The 21881-nt window shown below is 30.7% G+C and carries 23 protein-coding genes and 1 riboswitch; of the genes, 15 read left to right on the top strand and 8 right to left on the bottom strand.

All coding sequences use genetic code 11. The features are described from left to right. Positions 1-85: 85 nt before the first annotated feature. The 5 genes from ACIQ06_RS04600 (at position 86) to ACIQ06_RS04580 (ending at position 4578) form a co-directional block, all read left to right on the top strand. On the top strand, positions 86-604 hold the full coding sequence (locus ACIQ06_RS04600) for a hypothetical protein (RefSeq protein WP_396144093.1): 519 nt from the start codon (positions 86-88) through the stop codon (positions 602-604). 264 nt (positions 605-868) lie between these two features. Next, the gene (locus tag ACIQ06_RS04595) at positions 869-1765 is read left to right on the top strand and encodes a MerR family transcriptional regulator (RefSeq protein ID WP_396144092.1); all 897 of its coding nucleotides are present in this window, start codon (positions 869-871) and stop codon (positions 1763-1765) included. A gap of 54 nt (positions 1766-1819) precedes the next feature. Continuing rightward, positions 1820-3280: a phytoene desaturase family protein gene (locus tag ACIQ06_RS04590; protein ID WP_396144091.1), complete on the top strand. Its 1461-nt coding sequence runs from the start codon at positions 1820-1822 to the stop codon at positions 3278-3280. An 11-nt stretch (positions 3281-3291) separates the two neighbouring features. Then, complete coding sequence (locus tag ACIQ06_RS04585; RefSeq protein WP_396144090.1) at positions 3292-4131, top strand: phytoene/squalene synthase family protein; 840 nt, start codon at positions 3292-3294, stop codon at positions 4129-4131. A gap of 3 nt (positions 4132-4134) precedes the next feature. Further along, on the top strand, positions 4135-4578 hold the full coding sequence (locus ACIQ06_RS04580; protein WP_298306547.1) for a sterol desaturase family protein: 444 nt from the start codon (positions 4135-4137) through the stop codon (positions 4576-4578). Positions 4579-4648: 70 nt separating this feature from the next. Here ACIQ06_RS04580 and ACIQ06_RS04575 read toward each other — a convergent pair whose 3' ends face one another. The 5 genes from ACIQ06_RS04575 to ACIQ06_RS04555 all read right to left on the bottom strand — a co-directional run bounded on the left by ACIQ06_RS04575 (position 4649) and on the right by ACIQ06_RS04555 (position 8768). After that, on the bottom strand, positions 4649-5185 hold the full coding sequence (locus ACIQ06_RS04575) for a DUF4252 domain-containing protein (RefSeq protein ID WP_396144089.1): 537 nt from the start codon (positions 5183-5185) through the stop codon (positions 4649-4651). Positions 5186-5189: 4 nt separating this feature from the next. Next, positions 5190-5705, bottom strand: coding sequence for a DUF4252 domain-containing protein (locus ACIQ06_RS04570; protein ID WP_345089949.1), 516 nt, complete (start codon positions 5703-5705; stop codon positions 5190-5192). 27 nt (positions 5706-5732) lie between these two features. Further along, complete coding sequence (locus ACIQ06_RS04565; protein WP_396144088.1) at positions 5733-6185, bottom strand: hypothetical protein; 453 nt, start codon at positions 6183-6185, stop codon at positions 5733-5735. Beyond that, on the bottom strand, positions 6172-6681 hold the full coding sequence (locus ACIQ06_RS04560) for an RNA polymerase sigma factor (RefSeq protein WP_298306558.1): 510 nt from the start codon (positions 6679-6681) through the stop codon (positions 6172-6174). Before ACIQ06_RS04560 ends, ACIQ06_RS04565 begins: the two co-directional genes overlap by 14 nt. A gap of 134 nt (positions 6682-6815) precedes the next feature. Beyond that, positions 6816-8768 (bottom strand): TonB-dependent receptor plug domain-containing protein, encoded by a 1953-nt coding sequence (locus ACIQ06_RS04555; protein WP_396144087.1) that lies wholly within the window; start codon positions 8766-8768, stop codon positions 6816-6818. Positions 8769-8848: 80 nt separating this feature from the next. Next, positions 8849-9190: riboswitch (cobalamin riboswitch) on the bottom strand. A gap of 175 nt (positions 9191-9365) precedes the next feature. On the opposite strand from ACIQ06_RS04555, the gene ACIQ06_RS04550 reads away from it, so the two are divergent. The 5 genes from ACIQ06_RS04550 (at position 9366) to ACIQ06_RS04530 (ending at position 14255) form a co-directional block, all read left to right on the top strand. Beyond that, complete coding sequence (locus ACIQ06_RS04550) at positions 9366-10232, top strand: T9SS type A sorting domain-containing protein (protein ID WP_396144086.1); 867 nt, start codon at positions 9366-9368, stop codon at positions 10230-10232. A 230-nt stretch (positions 10233-10462) separates the two neighbouring features. After that, positions 10463-11599, top strand: a complete 1137-nt coding sequence (locus ACIQ06_RS04545; RefSeq protein ID WP_396144085.1) for an ABC transporter substrate-binding protein — start codon at positions 10463-10465, stop codon at positions 11597-11599. Between the two features lies 1 nt (position 11600). Continuing rightward, the gene (locus tag ACIQ06_RS04540; protein WP_396144129.1) at positions 11601-12629 is read left to right on the top strand and encodes an iron chelate uptake ABC transporter family permease subunit; all 1029 of its coding nucleotides are present in this window, start codon (positions 11601-11603) and stop codon (positions 12627-12629) included. Positions 12630-12644: 15 nt separating this feature from the next. Next, the gene (locus ACIQ06_RS04535; RefSeq protein ID WP_396144084.1) at positions 12645-13430 is read left to right on the top strand and encodes an ABC transporter ATP-binding protein; all 786 of its coding nucleotides are present in this window, start codon (positions 12645-12647) and stop codon (positions 13428-13430) included. Positions 13431-13493: 63 nt separating this feature from the next. Continuing rightward, the gene (locus ACIQ06_RS04530) at positions 13494-14255 is read left to right on the top strand and encodes a dienelactone hydrolase family protein (protein ID WP_396144083.1); all 762 of its coding nucleotides are present in this window, start codon (positions 13494-13496) and stop codon (positions 14253-14255) included. Here ACIQ06_RS04530 and ACIQ06_RS04525 read toward each other — a convergent pair whose 3' ends face one another. The 3 genes from ACIQ06_RS04525 to ACIQ06_RS04515 are packed head-to-tail and all read right to left on the bottom strand — an operon-like array spanning position 14256 to position 16138. Continuing rightward, positions 14256-15083, bottom strand: a complete 828-nt coding sequence (locus tag ACIQ06_RS04525; RefSeq protein ID WP_396144081.1) for a hypothetical protein — start codon at positions 15081-15083, stop codon at positions 14256-14258. 1 nt (position 15084) lies between these two features. Then, positions 15085-15537, bottom strand: coding sequence for a tRNA (cytidine(34)-2'-O)-methyltransferase (locus ACIQ06_RS04520; protein WP_396144080.1), 453 nt, complete (start codon positions 15535-15537; stop codon positions 15085-15087). 28 nt (positions 15538-15565) lie between these two features. Beyond that, the gene (locus ACIQ06_RS04515) at positions 15566-16138 is read right to left on the bottom strand and encodes a pseudouridine synthase (protein WP_396144079.1); all 573 of its coding nucleotides are present in this window, start codon (positions 16136-16138) and stop codon (positions 15566-15568) included. A gap of 89 nt (positions 16139-16227) precedes the next feature. Here ACIQ06_RS04515 and rmuC point away from each other — a divergent pair, with 89 nt between their 5' ends. From rmuC to ACIQ06_RS04490, 5 genes are all read left to right on the top strand, one after another. Then, positions 16228-17610, top strand: coding sequence for a DNA recombination protein RmuC (gene rmuC / locus ACIQ06_RS04510; RefSeq protein ID WP_396144078.1), 1383 nt, complete (start codon positions 16228-16230; stop codon positions 17608-17610). A 12-nt stretch (positions 17611-17622) separates the two neighbouring features. Continuing rightward, the gene (locus ACIQ06_RS04505) at positions 17623-17991 is read left to right on the top strand and encodes a 6-phosphogluconate dehydrogenase (protein WP_344815137.1); all 369 of its coding nucleotides are present in this window, start codon (positions 17623-17625) and stop codon (positions 17989-17991) included. Position 17992: 1 nt separating this feature from the next. After that, on the top strand, positions 17993-18541 hold the full coding sequence (locus ACIQ06_RS04500; protein ID WP_396144128.1) for an acyl-CoA thioesterase: 549 nt from the start codon (positions 17993-17995) through the stop codon (positions 18539-18541). 109 nt (positions 18542-18650) lie between these two features. Further along, entirely contained in the window at positions 18651-19751 is a 1101-nt protein-coding gene (locus ACIQ06_RS04495; RefSeq protein WP_396144077.1) for a hypothetical protein, read from the top strand. A 32-nt stretch (positions 19752-19783) separates the two neighbouring features. Further along, positions 19784-21832, top strand: coding sequence for an FG-GAP-like repeat-containing protein (locus ACIQ06_RS04490; RefSeq protein WP_396144076.1), 2049 nt, complete (start codon positions 19784-19786; stop codon positions 21830-21832). Positions 21833-21881 lie beyond the last annotated feature (49 nt).

Raw genomic sequence — 21881 nt, 5'->3', positions numbered from 1 at the left:
TTGGAATTTTATTTTTAATACATTTGATTTTAATTAATTAATTAATTAATTAATAGTAGCTGCTATATACAAGTTAGCAAACATTATGAAAAAACTGACATTGAACAACATTTTGTGGCTAATTGTACTAATTGTCATTGGTTTACAACTATACGATTATGTTTCTGATTCTATAAAAATTAAAAATTATAAATACGGAAAAAAATATAATGCAAATCGGGCAAGTTTTAAAATACCATTACTTACCGATGCAATTGAACCTTTACGGATGTATGTGGATGAAGATTATGGAATGATTTGGATAAATGAAAATAACGAAACAAGTGACAAAAAAAAATTGATCCATAAAATAAAAATAATTGAAGCGTCTAAAGAAAATGGTTGGATAAGCGAAAAGGATGTTTTTCTATTTTATAAAAATGAATCTTTAAACTATAATCTTGAAATTAACTCTAAAATTGAAAATGGCAAAGTAAATTTTGTGAGTTTTTTGAAAATAATAAAGAAAAAAACTAATAAGAATAAAGTCGACACCGAAAACAATAAAATGAATTTAAATATATCTCAATTAGACAGTTTGAGATTAGAATGGGGAATAAAATAACGTTTGCTAACACAGGTTTTATGCTATTGCTGCGCTTGGGCTTTTTTGGACGCTTGATATCTTATCTTTGTTCTTTCAATCATGTTTTTCTTTAAAAGTTTTTGGAATATTTTGGTTTGTGATAAAAACAGCTACTGACATAAAGCCTAAGAACATAAAAAACCTAAAAAAACCTCATTCCCAACCCAATTTCCCAAATAATTCCAAAATTTTATCATTTGTTTAATTTTTTTAGTACTTTTGTTTAACAAAAATATCAAAACAATGAACAGTGTTAAAAATACTTTCAGCATAAAAGACTTAGAAAACCTTTCAGGAATCAAGGCGCACACCATTAGAATATGGGAAAAACGATACAATGTTTTGGAACCAATGCGTACGGATACCAACATTCGTTTTTATGATTTGAATGCGTTGCAAAAACTTTTGAATATTACATTGTTGCACGATTATGGCTATAAAATTTCGAAAATTTCGAAAATGTCTCAAGAAAAAATTCCTGAATTAGTTCGCGATATTGTTTCTGCTAAAAGTGCTAAAAGTCATGCTATAAGTTCTTTTAAATTGGCTATGATGAATTTTGATCAAACGCTATTTTTCAATACTTACGACACTTTACTTTCTGAAAAATCATTTAGAGAAGTTTTCTTTGAAGTCTTCATTCCATTGATGGAAGAAATCGGATTTCTTTGGCAATCTGATACGATTACGCCAGCACACGAACATTTTATTAGTTATTTGATAAAATTAAAATTGCTTACTAATACCGAGAAAATTCAGACGCAACAACCAACCAAAGAGAACAGATTATTCGTACTTTATTTACCTATGAATGAAATTCATGAATTGGGATTGATGTACTTGAATTATGACATACTTTTGAACGGTTACAAAACCATTTACCTTGGCGAAAGCGTTCCTATGGAAAGTTTAAAAGATTTAAAAAAATACTTCGATAACATCACTTACATTTGTTACATGACGGTTGAGCCCGAAAAAGCAAACGTAAATAATTACATAAAAGAACTAAAAGAACAAATTCTAGACGATACTTCTGAGCTATGGCTGATGGGAAGAATGACAGAACATGTTGATCAAAAGATCTTAAATGATAAAATTAGACACTTTAAAACAATAAATGAACTAGTTGAAAACTTATAAAATTTTCATAAAACTTTTTTATTGTTTAACTTTTTACTATTTTTGTTAAACAATATGAGAAAAAATATAAAAATAATAGGTTCAGGATTTTCAGCTTTGGCTGCAGCTTGCTATTTGGCAAAAGACGGCAACAAAGTAACTATCTTCGAAAAGAACAGCACGATTGGTGGTAGAGCAAGACAATTAAAAAAAGATGGTTTCACTTTTGACATCGGACCAACATGGTATTGGATGCCCGATGTTTTTGAAAGATTCTTCAATGATTTTGGCAAAAAACCCTCTGATTATTACGAATTAATAAAACTTTCTCCAGCTTACCAAGTGTATTTTGGAGTGAATGAATTTGTAACCATTGCAGACAATCTTCCCGAAATCATAACTACTTTTGAATCTATCGAAAAAGGTAGTGGTGAAAAATTGGCCTCTTTCATGAAAGAAGCTCAAAGCAACTACGACATTGCCATCAAAGATTTAGTTTATCGTCCAGGAGTTTCGCCATTGGAATTGATTACAGTTGAAACTGCTTTGAAAGTGAACCAGTTTTTCGGAAATATTTCTAAAGACATTAGACGCCGATTTAAAAACAAAAAGTTAGTTCAAATATTAGAATTTCCAGTTTTGTTTTTGGGTGCAAAACCTTCTGATACGCCATCATTCTACAACTTCATGAACTTTGCCGATTTCGGATTAGGAACTTGGCATCCAAAAAACGGAATGTATTCTGTAGTTCTTGCGATGGAACAATTAGCTAAAGAACTTGGTGTTACTATCAATGTAAATTCAAATATTGAAAAAATTGAAGTAACTGATGGAAAAGCTACAGCATTGGTTGTAAATGGCGAAAGAGTTGCTGCAGATATTATTTTGTCTGGAGCAGATTATCATCATTCAGAAACTTTATTGGATGAAAAACACCGTGCTTATTCAGAAAAATATTGGGAAAAGAAAACATTTGCGCCTTCTTCACTCCTATTCTATGTAGGTTTTGATAAAAAAATTGCAAATGTAGAACACCATTCGTTGTTTTTTGACGTAGATTTTGATGTTCACGCACAAGATATTTATGATAATCCAAAATGGCCCAAAGATCCATTGTTTTATGCAAGTTTTCCTTCTAAAACGGATTCAAATTCAGCACCAGAAGGCAAAGAAGCTGCTATATTTTTGATTCCTTTAGCGCCAGGGTTGAATGATACAAATGAGTTACGTGAACAGTATTTTGAAAAAATAATGACACGTTTAGAAAAATTAACAGCGCAAAGTCTAAAAAATAATGTTATCTTTAAGGAGTCGTTCTGTGTAAATGATTTTATAAAAGATTATAATTCATACAAAGGTAATGCTTACGGAATGGCAAACACGTTATTACAAACAGCATTTTTGAGGCCAAAATTGAAAAGTAAAAAAGTTAAAAGTTTATACTTTACAGGACAATTAACCGTTCCTGGACCAGGAGTTCCGCCAGCATTAATTTCGGGAAAACTTGTTGCAGATTTAATAAAAAAACACCGCTAAAATTTAAATAGATGAAATCACTTTTTGACACCGTATCTTTTGAATGTAGCAAGAATGTAACCAAGTCGTACAGCACTTCGTTCTCCTCTGCTGTAAAAATGTTGGCTCCAAGTATCCGACAAGATATTTATAATATTTATGGATTTGTGCGCTTTGCTGACGAAATCGTTGATTCCTTTCACGATTACAACAAAGAAGAGCTGTTCAATTTATTTGAAAAAGATTTGGAAGCCGCTTTACAAAGCAAAATCAGTTTGAATCCGATATTGAATTCTTTCCAGCACACGGTTCATAAATATGAAATTCCAAATGAATTGATTGATGCTTTCATGAAAAGTATGAAACTTGATTTGGTAAAATCGGAATACAAAACTAAAGAAGAATACAACGAATATATTTACGGTTCGGCAGATGTTGTTGGTTTGATGTGTTTGAAGGTTTTTGTAAACGGTGACGAAGCAAAATATGAAGAGTTAAAACATGCTGCAATGCGTTTAGGTTCTGCGTTTCAAAAAGTAAATTTCCTTAGAGATTTAAAAGCCGATTTTGAAGATTTAAGTCGTACTTATTTTCCGAATACCGATTTAACGAAATTGGATGAAGCTTCAAAAAATGAAATTATTAGAGAAATAGAAGCCGATTTTGAAGCAGGTTACCAAGGAATTGTTGGATTGCCATTGGAAGCTAAATTTGGTGTTTATACAGCTTACATTTATTATAAAAAATTGCTTTCCAAATTAAAGAAAACACCTTCAACTGAAATTAAAAATACTAGAATTAGAGTTCCAGATTATCAAAAATATGGGCTTTTTGCTAAATGTTATTTTTCTTATAAATTAAATATTATATAAATTATGTGGTTACACGTATTAGTTTTTGTTCTAACGTTTGTCATAATGGAATTTATGGCTTGGTTTACTCATAAGTATGTTATGCACGGCTTTTTATGGTCACTTCATGCAGACCATCACAAAAAAGATCACGATTCGTGGTTTGAAAGAAATGATGCATTCTTTATTTTTTATGCAGTTGTAAGTATTGGATGTTTCTTGCTTTGGCAAAAAGGAATACTAGAAATTGGAATTTCAATTGGATTAGGAATTTTTGCATATGGTTTAGCTTATTTCATTGTGCATGACATTTTTATTCATCAACGTTTTAAATTGTTTAGAAATGCTAACAATATTTACGCAAAAGGTGTAAGAAGAGCACACAAAATGCATCATAAACATATTGGTAAAGGTGATGGTGAATGTTTTGGAATGCTGTTTGTTCCGTTAAAATATTTCAAAAAATAAAAAAATCCGATTCGTAATGAATCGGATTTTGTTTTTACAACTAACCTCAATTTTATAATTATTAAAATAACTATTTCATTAATCCTTTTAATGCTTCTAATTGTTTCATATCGATATTAGATTCTTTCAAAACCGATAGAAAAGTCATTGCATCTGCTGGATTCATATCTTTTCCTAAAATTCTAACTACAGCAAATCCGTTATCGCTTTTTGCTCCGTAAAGGATGAATTCATCTATATGATCTTCATCACCAACAAAACTTATTGAAGCTCCATCTTTACCAGAACCAAATTTCATTAATTGCTGATAATTGATAGTATCTTTCAAAATCTCATTGATTTTCTTTCTTTCAACATCAAACTCCGATTTATTTTTATCGTTAATTTGATAAGCCAAAATATTCATTTTTTCAAAAGATGATAATGCTTTACTTTGATCTGCTGTCAACTTAGTTTTATCTAAATTCAATATACTTGGAGAAACATCTACAACCACAAAACCAGGTTTTTCTTGATTGTCAACAAAATATTTCTGTAAACTTGGCTTCGAATTACAACTGAATAAAAGTAAACTTAGAGCGATTGCTAAAAAGGTGATAACTCTCATAATATTATTTTTTACCAGCTTTTTTCAACTCAGCACCACCAGGTAAATTCATTTTGTCTGTAAGTGCAGAAAGCTCATCTAAATCAAAGTTTCCTGTTAAAGACATCAATACAGACTCTTCTTTTCCAGAACCTTCAATGAACATTAAAAGTTCTTTTACTTGAGATTCGGTTGCACCAGATTTAACATAAATTCTTACTGTTTTACCTTTTTCATTTATTCTCATTAACTCTTCTAATCCAACAGACTTGACATACTTATCAGCAACTGCTTTCATATCGTCGCTCTTTTTGTCATTAGCAGTTACAAACACTTTTAAGTTGTCTAACTTCTTGATTAAGTTGATGTATTGTTGCGATTGTTTGTCTTTAGCATCTACTTTACTCAACATGGTAAACATTTTTTTGTTTACAATAATAGTAGTAATATCGTCTTGATTATCAAATTTATCAAAGACTGATTGAGCAAATAAGGTATTAGAAACTAATACTAAAGCGATAATTAAAATTAATTTTCTCATGATTTCTATTCGTTTTTTTTTGACTGATTATTTTTTAAAAATTCTGTTTTTTGATTGTTCATATTCATTAATATAACTTACACTTTCTATGCCAGTATTTAAATGTTCTGAAACTAATGCTAAAGCTTTTTCTGTTTGTTGAAGTGCCAACTCCGGATTGTCTTCTGGAGTACAAGCTACAAATTGTTCTTCTTTATCATTATTAAAGTACATCATCGTACCAACACCAAGCATTACCACAACTGAAGCTGCAATAGATAACCACAATACGACATTACGTTTTTTAGTTTGTAGTGGAATTTCTTGCGTAAACTGTTGCTCTTTTGCTTGAGAGAAATAACCAAAAATGGTTTGGTATTGTTTCAAATGCTGCGCAACATCTGTTGAAGAAAAATAAACTTTTAATTCATTTTCTTCGGCAATACTTGTTTCTCCTTCAAAGTATTTGTCTATTAAATTTTCTATTCTATCCAATGCCATAATTATGTGTTTTGGTCATTATTTCTCTAATCGTTTTTCTAGCTCGTGAAAGTGCCACTCTAATAGTGGCCTCACTCATGTCTAGTATTTTTGCAATATCTTCAAATTCATATTGCTCAATGTCTCTCATTTGAATAATCAACTTCTGCTGTTCTGGCAAATCGTTAATTATTTTTTCAACCCAACTCAAACTATCTTCATCCTCTAACTTTTGTTGCAAACTTGCCTGATTGTCAGTGTAATTATTGTGAACAATCGTCATATTACTAGCTCGTTTCGACTTTAATTGATCTAGACAATAATTCTTTGTCATGGTCATTGCCATAGCTTCAACACTTTTCAATTCTGATAGTGTTTCGTTTTTTGTCCACAATTTCACAAGAACTTCTTGAGTTGCATCTTCTGCTTCTTCTGTGCTTACGAGTAGTCGTTTTGCCAATCTAAAGAGTTTATCTTTAAATGGTGAAACTATCTTTATGAACTCGTTTTGTTGCATTTGTTTGGTTGGTTATATAGTGAAGACGAGTCACTATTTATTTTGTTACAAGATACTTTAATTTTTTTACAAAAAAAATAACGCTTTCAAAGAAAATCCTCTGAAAGCGTTATAAACAAAACAATTTAAAATTTTTATAAACTGATATTCAATCCTAATCTGAAGTTTCTACCACGTGTTGAATAACCAATATTCTCTGTAAAGTCTTCATTTAAAATATTAGTAGCAGCGCCAAAAATTGACAATCTGTTTTTTATCAATTCATATTTTACTAAAGCATTAACCAATTGATAAGAGCCAAGTTTTACTGAAGCGGTTCCAAAAGTATTTCCATCAAAGTAAACATCTTTTCTGCCATCTAAGTATTGATAATTTACATTGAAAAACAATCTTTCAGAAGCGAAATAATCAACTGAAGCATTAGCTTTATGCTTTGGTATCAATCTATCTAAATTTTTATCTACTTGAGTAAAGGTATAATTGGCGTTTAGTTTAAACTTACTATTTAAAGTATAACTCAACTCAGTCTCTACTCCTTTTGCTTTATTAATTCCTTCAATATTAATATAATAGGAATCAAAAGTTACATTATCAAAATAAAATCCGAAACTATTATTTTGTTCTCTATGAAAAGCTACTGCATTAAAAATCAATTTTTTATCCAACAATCCAACTTCAAATCCAGCTTCGATAGTTGCATTTTTTTCTGGTGTTAATTTAGTATTTCCAAATTCTGAATACAATTGATATAAACTTGGAGTTACATAAGCTGTACTATATGAAGCTAACAATTTTACCGGAATTTCTTTTCCAAAACTAAACGATGGATTGATATTGTAAACTACTTGATTTCCATATTCACTATGAACATTTAGTCTTGCACCAGCATTAATATTTAATCCAAATTTAGAAGTATAAACTCCGGTCAAATAAGGATCAATCATATTGAATTTTGTTGCTTCTCTAGTGATATTAGCATAAGGAGTTTCACTAAACATATCATAAAATTGATAATTTACACCGGTTACTAAAAAGAAATCATTTGTAACTTTATATTTATTGAAAGCATCCAAATTAACACCTCTTGATTCATAAAGAGAATTTTCTATAACACTTGTCCAAGAATTAAACTCCGAGTAATCGCGTTGTAGTTTTGTAAAACTCGAATTAATTACAAACTCACCTCGATTGTATTTATACTTTGGTGAAAATCCGAAACGAAATTGTTCAGTATTACTTTTATTCAAATCGGTGTCATTAAAACCTGTATTATCAAACGAAAAATCATAATCATTTTTTAGCACGTCATAATTTCCAAAGAAATCTAAAGTCAATTTCTCTGATGCTTTAAAACCAATTTTAGACATATAATTGACTCTCGAAAATCGGTCGTTTTCATAGGTTTGATTCTCCGGAGCAGCAATTTGAGACATTCCATCTGATTCTGTACTATTGATTGAAGCTAAATAATTCACTTTTTTTACCGTTCCATTTACAGAAAAACCTTGATTAAAATCTTGACCATTGTATTTACTATTAGTCGAAGTATTATTGGAACCAATATTTAGATAAGCGTTAGCTTGAAGTGGCTTTTTGCTTGATTTTTTAAGAATGATATTGATAACAGCAGTGGCTGCACCAGTTCCATAAAGTGTACTAGCAGCACCTTTCATGATTTCGATACTTTCTACTTGATCAACCGGAAGTAATCGCAGGTCATATTCAAAACTAATTCCGGATGCATCTGTTACAGGATTTCCGTCTATCAAAACTAAAACTTGTTGATTTTTTCCACCACGAATGTAATAACCTAAGTTCTTTCCGTTGGCAGATTGATTTCCGTTAATTTCAACACCTGCAACCGAACTTAAAACAGTAGCTAAAGATTGTCCCGATTTTTTCTGAAGTTCTTCGGCAGAAATTTTGGTGATTACTTTTCCAGATTTTTCTTTGCTTTGCGCAAATTTGGTATCCGAAATTACCAATTCTTGAAGTTGATTCACTTTAGTGGAATCTTTTTCTTGGGCATAGCCACAAGTTGTCACCAATGCTATAATTGCACTGATACGAATGAAATTTTTGTTCATTTTTTTTGTTAAACAATAATTTAATAATAATGGGAGAAAAGCACAGAATTACCCATACCCAAACCTTTTTTCCCGAAAGTTTGATACTCAGTGTATATGGCAGGTCTCCTGGCTTGCGTCTTGATGTTTACCTTCTCATTTTAGATTTAGGATTTAGGATTTTTAGATTTAGGATTTTAAAGTCTTAATCAAAAATTCTTCGTTCCAAAATATTCAAACAATGGTTTTGTAGATAACAACAAGCTTTGTAGCATACAGTTGCGGGTACAGCGTAAGATTTTTGATTTTTGAATGATGATTTTCGAATTTTGATTTTACATCTAAAATCGAAAATCGCTAATCTTCAAACTTCAATTACTTCCTTCCCTTTTAATGTTTCTCTGAAAAAATTCAAAGTCACAACCGAAATACGAGTGCAAATGTAATTTTTAAAAATCATTAGACAAAATAATTAATTACAAATAAATTATCGTAACTTCGTAATTGATTTAAACATCTGATTATGAAATCGCAACAAACAAAACGTTTGTGTAAATAAATACAAATAAATAAATGCGATAACATATTAAGACTGCTAAAAAATAAATTTTTGCATATATGAAAAAACTATTACTCATATTATTGTTTTCTAACATTGGATTTACACAAAACATTGTTGTTGAAATTAGATTAGCTAATCAAAATATTGGAGCACCAGCCTTCAATTTTACTACAAATAATACAACTGAGTCAAATGACATTGGACTAAATCAAATTTTACAAACACATAATGTATTTCAATATATACATAAAGAAGGTCACCTTTATCCGCCTTTTAATGGAAGACATGTTGAAATATGGTGCAACAATTGTAATTATTCTCAACTAGTATCTGACCTTTTAGCTTATTCAAGTGTAATTGAGAAAGCGAGAGTGACAAATTATGAAAGCCCTTTCAAAGATAATTTATTAGCTCAAATTTCTACTGCAAATATTGGAGTTCCAACTGGAGTGAATAATGGAATAATTACAACAAATGATAGCGGTTTGAATCAAATATTTCAAACTTATAATGTTTATTATTATGAGCAAAATGCTCCATTTTCAACTAACAATAATTTACTAAGGTATTACAAAGTTGTTTGTGATTGTGATAATGTTTTACTTAAAAATGCTTTAGATAATTACAGTGCTATTATTAGTCAAACTGAATATCCATTTCCAGTATATTTATTAAAAACAACTGAATTTGAAAAAAACAAAATCTCAATCTCTCCAAATCCATTTTCAAGTGATTTTGATATTCAAACAGAAGAAACTATTTTGAACTATTCTCTTGTTGATATTTCTGGAAAACTATTAATTGCAACAACTTCAAAAAATGAACTTGACACTATTGCATCACAACTAAATTCTGGAATTTATTTTTTAAACCTTGAATTAAAAAATGGTAAAATTGGAAATTTTAAATTAATTAAAAAGTAAATTTATTTGTCGTCTTTCTTTTTAGAAAATTTAAAAATCAACCAAATAAATCCAACGACAAAGTGAAGTAGAGTTATTCCACCTACGATGTACATAAAAGTATTTGAATTGTCTCTCATGATTTTAATTTTCATCAAAGTTACTTTACTTTAAATTTAGATTTTGCATCAAATGTTACACAAAAGTCAATTTGTAAAAACATTGTTTTACTTTTGCAAAAAAAATATTCAATGTCGCGTTTTTTAAAATCCTTCTTTTCGTTACTAATTGTTTTCAGCTTTGTTCAATGCAAAAAAGAAGCTAAAAGCATCGAAGTAATAATTCCTGTAAACGAAGTAAAATATGCCAAAGGATTTTCGATTATAAACTATGAAGGGTTTTCTATTGTTAAGGTTTCTAATCCTTGGCCAGAGGCAAATAAAATTTACACTTACATTCTTAAAGAAAAAAATGGAATTGTTCCAGATTCTTTAAAAAACAATCTTACAATAAATGTTCCTATAAAAAATATTGTGGTTACTTCTACTACTCATATTCCTTCATTGGAAATGCTTGGAGTGGAAAATTCTTTAATTGGTTTTCCAAATTTGAAGTATATTTCATCGCAAAAAGTTCGTGCATTAATCGATGCAAAAAAAATAAAAGAATTAGGAACCAATCAATCCTTAAATACCGAAGTTCTAATTGATTTACAACCTGAAGTCATTATTGGATATGGATTAGATAACAGCAATCCGACCTTAGACAATTTAGAAAAAAATGGTTTAAAAGTTTTACTTAATGGCGATTGGAATGAGCAAACACCGTTAGGAAAAGCAGAATGGATTAAGTTTTTTGGAGCATTATATGGCAAACAAGAATTGGCTAATAAAATATTTACTAAAATTGAAAAAGACTATTTAAAAACATTAGAAATTACTAAAAAAGCAACCTCTAATCCAACAATATTAGCTGGTGATATGTTTGAAGATAAATGGTATTTACCACAAGGTACTAGTTGGGGTTGTCAATTATTAAAAGAAGCTAAAGGCAACTATTTGTGGGCAGAGACAACTGGTACAGGAAGTTTATCGTTATCATTTGAAACTGTTTTAGAAAAGGCAAAAGAAGCCGATTTATGGATTACATCAGGACAATTTTCTACTTTGAAGGAAATGACAGACGCTAATCCACATTACGCACAATTTAGTGCATTTAAAAATAAAAATGTATATTCGTTTAGTGGAAGAAAAGGTAAAACTGGTGGTGTTTTGTATTACGAGTTAGCTCCAAATCGACCAGATATTGTTCTAAAAGATATTGTCAAAATACTACATCCCGAATTATTGACTGGTTACAAACCATTCTTTTTTGAAAAATTATACTAATTTGAAAACACAAAAACGAAATTCTTTACTCTTTATATCACTTTCATTGCTATTGCTTTTAGCACTGTTATTGAACATAAGTTTAGGACAAGTTGCTATTCCTTTTAAAGAAGTTATCAAGAGTCTTTTTGGTTCTCATGCAAGCAAAGAAACTTGGGAATATATCATTGTAAACTTTAGGCTTCCAAAAGCAATAACTGCTATTTTAGTGGGAATTGGATTATCCATTTCGGGTTTATTGATGCAAACATTATTCAGAAATCCACTAGCTGGTCCTTATGTTTTGGGATTGAGTTCTGGTTCGAGTTTGGGAGTAGCTTTTGTAATTCTTGGAGCCGGAATTTTACCCTTATCATTAGCGGATTTTTTATTGTCTTCCTATGGAATCATTTTAGCTTCTTGCTTAGGAAGTTTTATGGTATTATTATTGGTTTTAACCATCTCCAAATTCTTGCGCGACACCATGACTATTTTGATTGCAGGATTGATGTTCAGCAGTTTTGCAAGTGCTATTGTTTCTATTTTAACCTATTTTAGTTCAGCAGAAAAACTACAAAAATTTACTTTTTGGAGCATGGGAAGTATTGGAAATATTTCATGGCCAAACATACTTATTTTATTTATTGCAATTTGTATTGGATTGTTAATCAGTTTGTTTTCTATTAAATCATTAGATGGTTTGCTATTAGGTGAAAATTATGCCAAGAGTTTAGGCTTAAAAATCAAAAAATCAAGAAGAATGATTATTCTTGCTACAAGTATTTTAGCAGGAAGTATAACGGCTTTTGCAGGACCAATTGCCTTTATTGGATTAGCAGTGCCACATTTGTCAAAATTAATTTTTCAAACCAGTAATCATTTAGTTTTGTTTTGGGGAACAATAATAATCGGTGCAATTATTATGCTTTTTTGTGATATGGTTTCACAAATGCCAGGATTTGACTTTACATTACCTATAAATGCTATAACTTCAATCATTGGTGCGCCAATTGTGATTTGGTTATTGGTTAGGAAAAATCGACTGGTTTAAAATGATATCATAAAAATGGGTTATAACAATAACATACTTACAACCACAAATCTTTCGATTGGATACAAGTCTAAATCGACAGAAAATGTTATTGCCAAAAACCTCAACTTGAAACTACAAGAAGGAAAACTAATTTCTTTAATTGGCGAAAATGGAATTGGAAAATCAACTCTTTTAAGAACGCTTTCAGGACTTAAAAAACCATTAGATGGTTCAATTCATTTAAATGATATAAACCTCAATAACTTCAATCAAGTTGATTTAGCCAAAAGTTTGAGTTTAGTTTTAACCGAAAAATTACCTCCAAGCAACTTGACTGTTTTTGAACTAATCGCTCTCGGCAGACAACCTTACACCAATTGGATAGGAAAATTAACATCCGAAGATTTTGAGAAAGTAAACGAAGCAATTCAATTAACACAAATTGAACATTTAGCTACTAAAAAGTATTACGAAATCAGTGATGGACAATTTCAAAATGTACTTGTAGCAAGAGCCTTAGCACAAGACACACCTCTAATTATTCTTGACGAACCTTCAACCCATTTAGACTTATTTCATAAAGTATCGTTGTTCAAATTATTAAAAAAGCTTGCTACTGAGTCAAATAAATGTATTTTGTTTTCAACTCATGATATTGATTTAGCGATTCAATTATCTGATGAAATGATAGTTATGACAGAGAATTTAGTTATTCAAGATCAACCTTGTAATTTAATTTCAAAAGGCGTTTTTAATACCCTTTTTAAGGATGAAAACATACAATTTGATAGCGAACGAGGAAAATTTATTATCAAATAATTATGATTTGTTTTAATTCATAAACTAATTCCAAAATTTACTTTTGCTTAAAAATAATCAACCATGAAAAATCTATCCATATTTCTTTTTGCTCTTACAATGATTAGTTCACAAGCACAACAAGCGGTTTCTTATAATGATGAAAATCAAAAATTGGAAGGAATAGTTTCAGTTCCTGAAAAGAAAATTGCTAATGGTAATGCCGTTTTGCTTCTACCTGCATGGATGGGAATTGATAACAATGCTAAAGAGAATGCTGCTGAATTAGCAAAACTAGGATATCTAACATTCGTTGCAGACATATACGGAGTTGATAAAAGACCTACAAATCCAAGTGAGGCTGGAAAATTGGCAGGTTTTTACAAAAAAAATATCAAAGAATACCAAAAAAGAATTCAATTAGCTTTGAACGAACTAATAAAACAAGGCGCAAATCCTGATAAAATTGCAGTTATTGGTTATTGCTTTGGAGGAACTGGAGCAATTGAAGCTGCAAGAACAAACATGAATGTAAGAGGTGTTGTTTCATTTCATGGAGGATTAGGCAGAGATGCGTCAAGAACAATTGAACCAATCAAAACTAAAGTTTTAGTACTTCATGGTGCAGATGATTTTTATGTTCCTGAAACTGAAATCAAAGCTTTTCAAGACGAAATGAGAACTGCAAAAGCCGATTGGCAAATGGTTTACTATGCAAACTCAGTTCATGCCTTTACTCATAAAGATGCAGGAAATGACAACAGCAAAGGCGCAGCTTACAACGAAAAAGCAGCAATGCGTTCTTGGGAAGCAATGAAAGTATTTTTTGAAGAAATATTTAGATAACTAGAACTTACTCTTTTCAAATCTAACTCGGTAAACACGCATAAGTTGCTCTAATTTATCTGGTTTTATTGCCAATTCATCTATAAGATATTCTTGATTTTTATTGCGATAATTGAAAACTAAATAATAGTTTACATGCTTACCACTTCGTCTCATATCAACATATTCATTGTCAATAAATTCCCATTCCATTAAACTTGATTTATAGAATTGAATTCCTTTAGAGTTGATACTAATTTGAGGTTGATTGTTAATCAATTTTGGGATTGAGGTGTAGAAAAAGTAAATACTTAATCCAAGAAAAAATAAGTAATAATAATCTTTTATATTCTCCATTAGAACATAAACACCAACAGATAAAAATAGAATTCCAAAAACAATTCCGAACGCAATAGTAGCTTTAGAATAATGAATGAGCGTTTCTTTCGGAACAGTTATATCATCATGATATACATCTTTTTCAAGAAATTTTCTTTCAAGAAGTTTTAATTTTTGCTTTTGCTCATAATTAATGATTTCGGTTTTATTAAACCAACTATCATCTTTCCAAATCAAATTGTTTTGAATGGCTTTTCGTTTTAACTCGTGAACGTTTCTAACATTCTCAAAAGCCCAAATTTTCCATTCAACAACAAAATAACTCCAAGCTAGCCAAGCTAATAAAAATCCTCCTATAGCAAAAACTGCCATCATCCAATCTTCAATTAATTCGATAGTTTTTAGATAAACTCCTACTCCAATAAAAACTAAAATAAGAAACAAAGGAAGGTAAACCAACTTGATTTTACCTTTACTTATCGCTTCTTCAACAGTTATATTTTCTCTCATATTATTTCAAATTAATTTGCCTTTTCGCCTCACCAACTACAAATGCTACCGAATTAGCAATGTTATAACTTCTAATCAAATTGGACATAGGAATAGTTAAATGATTTTCAAATTTAGCTAAAACTTCTTTAGACAAACCAACACTTTCCTTTCCAAATACTAACCAATCTTCATCTTGGAATTCAACTTCATAAATAGATTTTGAAGCATGCGAACTCATTAAAAAAACTCTCGATTTATCTTTTATTTGAGTCATCCATTCCTCAACATTTTGATATTCTGTAACGTCCAAATGCACCCAATAATCTAATCCGGAACGCTTCAAATTTTTGTCGTTAATAACAAATCCGAATGGATGAATTAAATGCAATCGACTTTCCGTTCCAACGCTCAAACGTCCGATATTACCTGTGTTATTTGGGATTTCTGGTTCTACTAAAACTATGTTTAACATTAAATTAGATTTTTAGATTTTTAGATTTTTAGACATTAAAATTTTCAACTTCTAGAACTTCACCTGGATTTAAATCATTTAAATGGATGTTTCCAACTCGAACTCTGACCAACCTTAAAGTTGGAAATCCAACAGCCGAGGTCATTTTTCTAACTTGTCGAAATTTACCTTCGTTAATGGTAATTGAAAGCCATGATGTTGGTCCATGGCGTTCATCTCGAATTTTTTTAGCACGTTCAGGAAAAATAGGAGCTTCATTCAAAATATGAGCAGTACATTTTTTGGTGATATACTTCTTTCCGTTAAACCCAATCAAAACACCATTCTTTAATTCTTCAATCGCTTCTTGAGTCACAATTCCGTCGACTTGGACATAATATTCTTTTTCTACTTTTTTACTTCGAACAATTTCGCTCATCATTCCATCTGTAGTCAACAAAAGTAGTCCTTCTGAATCTTCATCTAATCTGCCAATAGCCATTGTATTCTCTGGAAAATCATACAACTCTCCAAGTAACTTTTTTGGTCTTTTAAGTTCGTAAATAAACTGACTCAAATAGCCATAAGGTTTGTAAATTAAGAAATGTTGGTGATTAGACATGAATTTATTTTGTAGCAAAAATACTATTTAATCTGATAAACAACTATTACATTTTTTAGTACATTTACATTCTTATAATATTCAACACCATGACCGCAGTTTTACCCTTTTTATTAATATTTATCGTCGCCTTAGCCATTGGACTTTTCCTTGGTAAACAATTATTTTCAGCCAATTCTAAATCAGAAAAAGCTTCGTTAGAAGAAAAAATTAATGGCTTAATTTCACAAATCAACCAACAAAAAGAGCAATCAGTTTTAGAAAGAAATCAATTTGAAAAACAATTAAATACTTCTAATCAAGAAAAAGAAACCATCCGTTCAGAAAAAGAAGCATTAGCCATTCAATTGTCAAAAAAAGAAACCGATTTTGAAAATCTTTGGGAACGTAATAAAGAGCAAAAACAAGAAGTAGAACAACTTCAAGAAAAATTCACTAAAGAATTTGAAAATTTAGCCAACAAAATATTAGAAGAAAAAACAACCAAATTCACCGAACAAAATAAAGAAAACCTAAAAAATATTCTTTCACCATTGCAAGATAAAATTCAACTCTTTGAAAAGAAAGTTGAAGATACTCACAAAGAAAGTATAGATTATCATGCCGCTTTACGTCAGCAAATATTAGGCTTGCGTGAAATGAATGAGCAAATGAGTAAAGAAACACTTAACTTAACTAAAGCTTTAAAAGGTGATAGTAAAATGCAAGGAAATTGGGGTGAATTGGTATTAGAACGTGTTTTAGAAAAATCTGGTTTAGAAAAAGATAGAGAATATTTTGTGCAACAAAGTTTTGTAACAGAAGAAGGTAATCGAGTTTTCCCTGATGTTATTATCAATCTTCCTGACGGAAAGAAAATGATTGTCGATTCTAAAGTAACATTAACTGCTTATGAGCGATACATAAATGAAGAAGACGATAATTTGAAAACTCAATTTCTAAAAGAACATGTTATTTCTATAAACCGCCATGTAGAACAATTGGGAAATAAAAACTACCACGATTTATATCAAATGGAAAGTCCCGATTTTGTATTGTTATTTATACCTATAGAATCGGCTTTTGCTCTTGCATTAAATGAAGATACTAGTTTGTACAACAAAGCATTTGAAAAAAATATTGTGATTGTTACTCCTTCTACTCTATTGGCAACTTTGCGAACAATTGATAGTATGTGGACCAACCAAAAGCAACAAGAAAACGCTTTAGAAATTGCACGTCAAGCAGGAGCTTTGTATGATAAATTTGAAGGCTTTGTAACTGATTTGGTAAAAATCGGAAAGAAAATGGACGAAGCTAAAGTAGAATATCAAGGAGCAATGAACAAACTTGTTGATGGCAAAGGAAACTTGATAACAAGTGTAGAAAAATTAAAAAAGATGGGAGCAAAAGCTAAAAAATCACTTCCAGAAAATATTATAAATAGAGCAAGTAGTTCTGACAATTCATTAACAGAATCTGAAATAAATTAAAACAAAAAAATTATGTTACGTAAAATTATTATTTACCTAGTTGCATCTATCGCAATTTTTGCAATCGCTTATTTTTCATTTGTTTATTATGCCACTTATAGCGAAGGTGTTCGTTCAGGCGAGTTAATCAAAATAAGTAGTAAAGGAGTGTTATTCAAAACTTGGGAAGGTGAAATTAGTCAAGGAATTTCTGGTGCTCAAATTTTCAAATTTTCGGTATTAGACAAAGATGAAAAAGTTATAGAACAGCTTAAAGAATTTCAAGGAAAATATGTAAAAGTTACTTATGTAGAACGCTACAGAACCTTTCCGTGGTGGGGTGATACTAATTATTTTATTACTGAAGTTCAGCAAGACCAGTCTCCTTTTAAAATGAAATAACATTATGAGTGAATTCAAATCTGTAAAGTCTTCTCGAGTAACAATTTCACAATTGATGTTGCCTTCACACACCAATTTTAGTGGTAAAATTCATGGTGGTTATTTATTATCACTTTTAGACCAAATTGCCTTTGCTTGTGCTTCAAAATACTCAGGAAACTATTGTGTTACTGCATCTGTAGATACTGTAGATTTCTTGAATCCAATAGAGGTTGGCGAATTGGTTACACTAAAAGCAAGTGTAAATTATGTTGGAAATAGCTCCATGATTATTGGAATTCGTGTTGAAGCAGAAAACATTCAAACTGGAAAAGTGAAGCATTGCAATTCTTCTTATTTCACGATGGTCGCCAAAGATGAAGAAGGTAAAAACACAAAAGTCCCAGGATTGTTACTTTCCAATTATGAAGAAGTGAGACGTTTTTATAATTGTATCAAACAAATTGCACTTAAAAAAGAAAGAAACCTACACGAAGAGATTTTTGATTATAAATCAGAAGAAGCATTACTAACACTGAAAAACTACAATGTAAAACTTGAATTAAATTAAGATTATTATTTAATAATTCATTTTTTTATCCACAATTTCATAAGTTAACTAAATAAAAATTAGGAATTTGTAATATTTTTTATATTTTTGGTTGCATCAAACCTTAACTATGAAAAAATATTACGCATTAGCATTATTATTTACTGCATTAACTACAATCATCATCTCATGTTCAAAATCTGACGATGAACAATACATAGAAGTTTCACCAGTTAGAGTAGACTTAACTCAAGTTCCTTACGCTAAATTATCGGATTACAATTTTTTTGATGGTCCAATGAAAAATCAAAAACCTGCTTTAGATGTTTTGATTTACGAACCTGCTTCTGCTCTTTTTACAGATTATGCTCACAAAAAAAGATTTGTTTGGATGCCAAAAGGAACAAAAGCAACTTATGATGGAGATGGTAAGACACTTATACTACCTGTTGGTTCGGCAATAATTAAAAATTTCTATTATGATAATGTTCAAAATGTAACTCCTGTTGGATCAACAAGAATAATTGAAACAAGAATCATGATTCGTAAAGCTACTGGATGGATATTCGCAGAATATGTTTGGAATGCAGCTCAAACCGAAGCATATCTAGACATGGCTGGAAGTAATACAACAGTTGAATGGAAAGATGAAAATAATATTGTACGCGTTGTAGATAATTACAGAATTCCATCTGAACAGCAATGCATTACTTGTCATAAATTTAACGAACTTCCAATCCCTATTGGAATCAAACCACAAAATTTAAACCACAACTACACCTATACTTCTGGCTCTAAAAATCAGTTAGCAAAATGGATTGAGGTTGGCTATTTAGAGAATAACTTACCTTCAACAATTACATCAACTGTAGATTATAATGACACATCAAAATCTTTAGACTTGAGAGTAAGATCCTATTTAGATATAAATTGTGCCCACTGCCATCAAACTAATAGTCATTGTGATTACAGACCAATGCGTTTTGCATTTAATGAAACAACAAATCTGGCTAACATGGGAGTATGTGTAGATACGCAAGACATGGCTGATTTTCCTCCTGCTTTAAGTAAGATTGTAAATCCAGCAAACATTAACAGATCAATGTTACATTATAGATTAAACACTGATAACGAAAGCTTTAGAATGCCACTTCTTGGTAGAACAGAAATACATACTGAAGGAGTTGCATTAATAGAACAGTGGATTAACTCTCTTTCTCCTTGTCCATAATTAATTTTAAACAAAACTAAAACTCTGAATAAATGAAAAAAATTACTTTAATTTTAACCCTATGCCTTTTTTCAAGTTGGTCATTTGCTCAAGACACTTGTGCTTCGGCATTACCAATAACTGCAGGGTTACATGTAGTAGCAGCTGTTAATGGAACAGATATTCCTACTCCAATTTGTGCAAACAATGGTGTTATTGGAGGAACAAATGGTAAAGGAGAATGGTATACTTACACTCCTACTCAAAATTACACGGTAACAATAACAACTGATATCACACAAAATACACCAAGAGTAGACACAAGATTACATGTCTACACCGGAACTTGTGGAAATTTAACATGCGCTGGAGGTGACGATGACTCTGGAGCAAGTTATTCTTCTATTGCAATTTTTAATGTAACTGCAGGAACAACTTACATAATTGCATTTGACAACAAATGGAGCTCTAATGGTTTTACTTTTCAACTAATTGAAAACCCATTAGTTGTTCCTACTCCTCAAAGAATTACTTACACTACTCAAAATATAGCGACTATTAATAGTACTTACAATTTATGTGTAGTTGATATGAATGGAGACAGAAAAGATGACATTGCTGGTGTAAGTGCTAACAACCTTAGAATTCATTACCAAGGAACTGGCGGAACATTTACAAATTCTGATTTTCCTATTGCAAACACAAGTAATATGCCATCATGGAGTTTGGCTGCAGGTGACTACAACAAAGACGGATATAACGATTTAATTTTAGGTGGTCAACAAGCTGTAACTTTTTGGAAATCAAATAGCACTGGTACTGCTTATACAAACGAGACATTCTCACAATATGTTTTTTGTCAAAGAACTAACTTTGTTGACTTAAATAATGATGGAAATTTAGATGCTTTTTCTTGTCACGATGTTGATCCAAACGTATATTTTATGAATAATGGTTCTGGTGTATTAACATTTTATCAATCTGGTGTAACTCCCGGTGCAACAACAATGGGAATTCACACAGAAGGCGGAAATTATGGTTCTATTTTTGTTGATTATGATAACGATGGTGACCAAGATTTATTTATTGCAAAATGTCGTGGTGGTGCTGGAACTGCAAAGTTTAATGAATTACACAAAAATAACGGTAACGGAACATTTGCTGACGTATCTGTAGCTGCAAATCTATATGACCCAATTCAAACATGGTCTTCTGCTTGGGCTGATTACGATAATGATGGTGATTTAGACATTGTTGTTGGTGCAAGTTCAACAGCAGATGGAAATCATAAATACATGAGAAATAATGGTGATTCAACATTTACTGATATTACATCTGGATCTGGTTGGGATACTAATACAAGTACAAGCATTGAGCACGTAGCTCATGATTTTGACAATGACGGTTTTGTTGACGTTTTAGGTGGTGGAAACAAAATCATGTTCAATTTAGGTAACGGAACTTTTGCACCTTCTAACTACAGCGGAATAGCAGTTGGAGGAATTGGAGACTTAAACGATGATGGTTTTCTAGATTTCTTAAACGGAAGCACAATTCGTTACGCTGTACCAAATACAAACAATTGGGTAAAAGTATCACTTCAAGGAATTGCTAGTAATAGCTATGGTATTGGAGCAAGAGTTGAAATCTATGGTGCATTTGGAAAACAAATTAGAGAAATCCATAGTGGTGACGGATTTAAATACATGAGTTCATTAAATGCTCATTTTGGAATTGGTGCTGCAACTGCAATTACACAAATTATCATCAGATGGCCATCTGGAACAATTGATACAATTAACAATCCAACTATCAACACGAGAGTTAATGTGGTTGAAGGATCTACTTTAGCAGTTGGAACATTTGCAAACTCAGAATTTAGTGTTTATCCAAATCCTGCTAAAAATGTATTAAACATTAAATCAAATGATTCTATCACAATGAAGAATGCTTCTGTATATGACTTAAACGGAAAACTAATATTATCAAGTTCAATAGTAAATGATAGCATTAATGTTGATTCTCTTTCAACTGGTTCTTATATCTTAATTTTAAAAGATAACAACGAAAAAGAATACACTCAAAAATTCTTAAAAGAATAGATATTATTACATACTAAATCACTAAAACTTCTGTTATAAATAAAAATAT

It is taken from the genome of Flavobacterium sp. (assembly GCF_044341265.1).
Taxonomy (GTDB): domain Bacteria; phylum Bacteroidota; class Bacteroidia; order Flavobacteriales; family Flavobacteriaceae; genus Flavobacterium.
This window is presented reverse-complemented; position numbering and strand designations above follow the sequence as displayed.

Coding starts and splice junctions, on each gene's coding strand:
- ACIQ06_RS04575 (WP_396144089.1), bottom strand. CDS start 5,185: ATGAGAGTTATCACCTTTTTAGCAATCGCTCTAAGTTTACTTTTATTC.
- ACIQ06_RS04525 (WP_396144081.1), bottom strand. CDS start 15,083: ATGAGAGAAAATATAACTGTTGAAGAAGCGATAAGTAAAGGTAAAATC.
- ACIQ06_RS04600 (WP_396144093.1), top strand. CDS start 86: ATGAAAAAACTGACATTGAACAACATTTTGTGGCTAATTGTACTAATT.
- ACIQ06_RS04495 (WP_396144077.1), top strand. CDS start 18,651: ATGAAAAAATATTACGCATTAGCATTATTATTTACTGCATTAACTACA.
- ACIQ06_RS04580 (WP_298306547.1), top strand. CDS start 4,135: ATGTGGTTACACGTATTAGTTTTTGTTCTAACGTTTGTCATAATGGAA.
- ACIQ06_RS04535 (WP_396144084.1), top strand. CDS start 12,645: ATGGGTTATAACAATAACATACTTACAACCACAAATCTTTCGATTGGA.
- ACIQ06_RS04565 (WP_396144088.1), bottom strand. CDS start 6,185: ATGGCATTGGATAGAATAGAAAATTTAATAGACAAATACTTTGAAGGA.
- ACIQ06_RS04515 (WP_396144079.1), bottom strand. CDS start 16,138: ATGTCTAATCACCAACATTTCTTAATTTACAAACCTTATGGCTATTTG.
- ACIQ06_RS04530 (WP_396144083.1), top strand. CDS start 13,494: ATGAAAAATCTATCCATATTTCTTTTTGCTCTTACAATGATTAGTTCA.
- ACIQ06_RS04560 (WP_298306558.1), bottom strand. CDS start 6,681: ATGCAACAAAACGAGTTCATAAAGATAGTTTCACCATTTAAAGATAAA.
- ACIQ06_RS04550 (WP_396144086.1), top strand. CDS start 9,366: ATGAAAAAACTATTACTCATATTATTGTTTTCTAACATTGGATTTACA.
- rmuC (WP_396144078.1), top strand. CDS start 16,228: ATGACCGCAGTTTTACCCTTTTTATTAATATTTATCGTCGCCTTAGCC.
- ACIQ06_RS04570 (WP_345089949.1), bottom strand. CDS start 5,705: ATGAGAAAATTAATTTTAATTATCGCTTTAGTATTAGTTTCTAATACC.
- ACIQ06_RS04490 (WP_396144076.1), top strand. CDS start 19,784: ATGAAAAAAATTACTTTAATTTTAACCCTATGCCTTTTTTCAAGTTGG.
- ACIQ06_RS04590 (WP_396144091.1), top strand. CDS start 1,820: ATGAGAAAAAATATAAAAATAATAGGTTCAGGATTTTCAGCTTTGGCT.
- ACIQ06_RS04585 (WP_396144090.1), top strand. CDS start 3,292: ATGAAATCACTTTTTGACACCGTATCTTTTGAATGTAGCAAGAATGTA.
- ACIQ06_RS04555 (WP_396144087.1), bottom strand. CDS start 8,768: ATGAACAAAAATTTCATTCGTATCAGTGCAATTATAGCATTGGTGACA.
- ACIQ06_RS04595 (WP_396144092.1), top strand. CDS start 869: ATGAACAGTGTTAAAAATACTTTCAGCATAAAAGACTTAGAAAACCTT.
- ACIQ06_RS04520 (WP_396144080.1), bottom strand. CDS start 15,537: ATGTTAAACATAGTTTTAGTAGAACCAGAAATCCCAAATAACACAGGT.
- ACIQ06_RS04545 (WP_396144085.1), top strand. CDS start 10,463: ATGTCGCGTTTTTTAAAATCCTTCTTTTCGTTACTAATTGTTTTCAGC.
- ACIQ06_RS04505 (WP_344815137.1), top strand. CDS start 17,623: ATGTTACGTAAAATTATTATTTACCTAGTTGCATCTATCGCAATTTTT.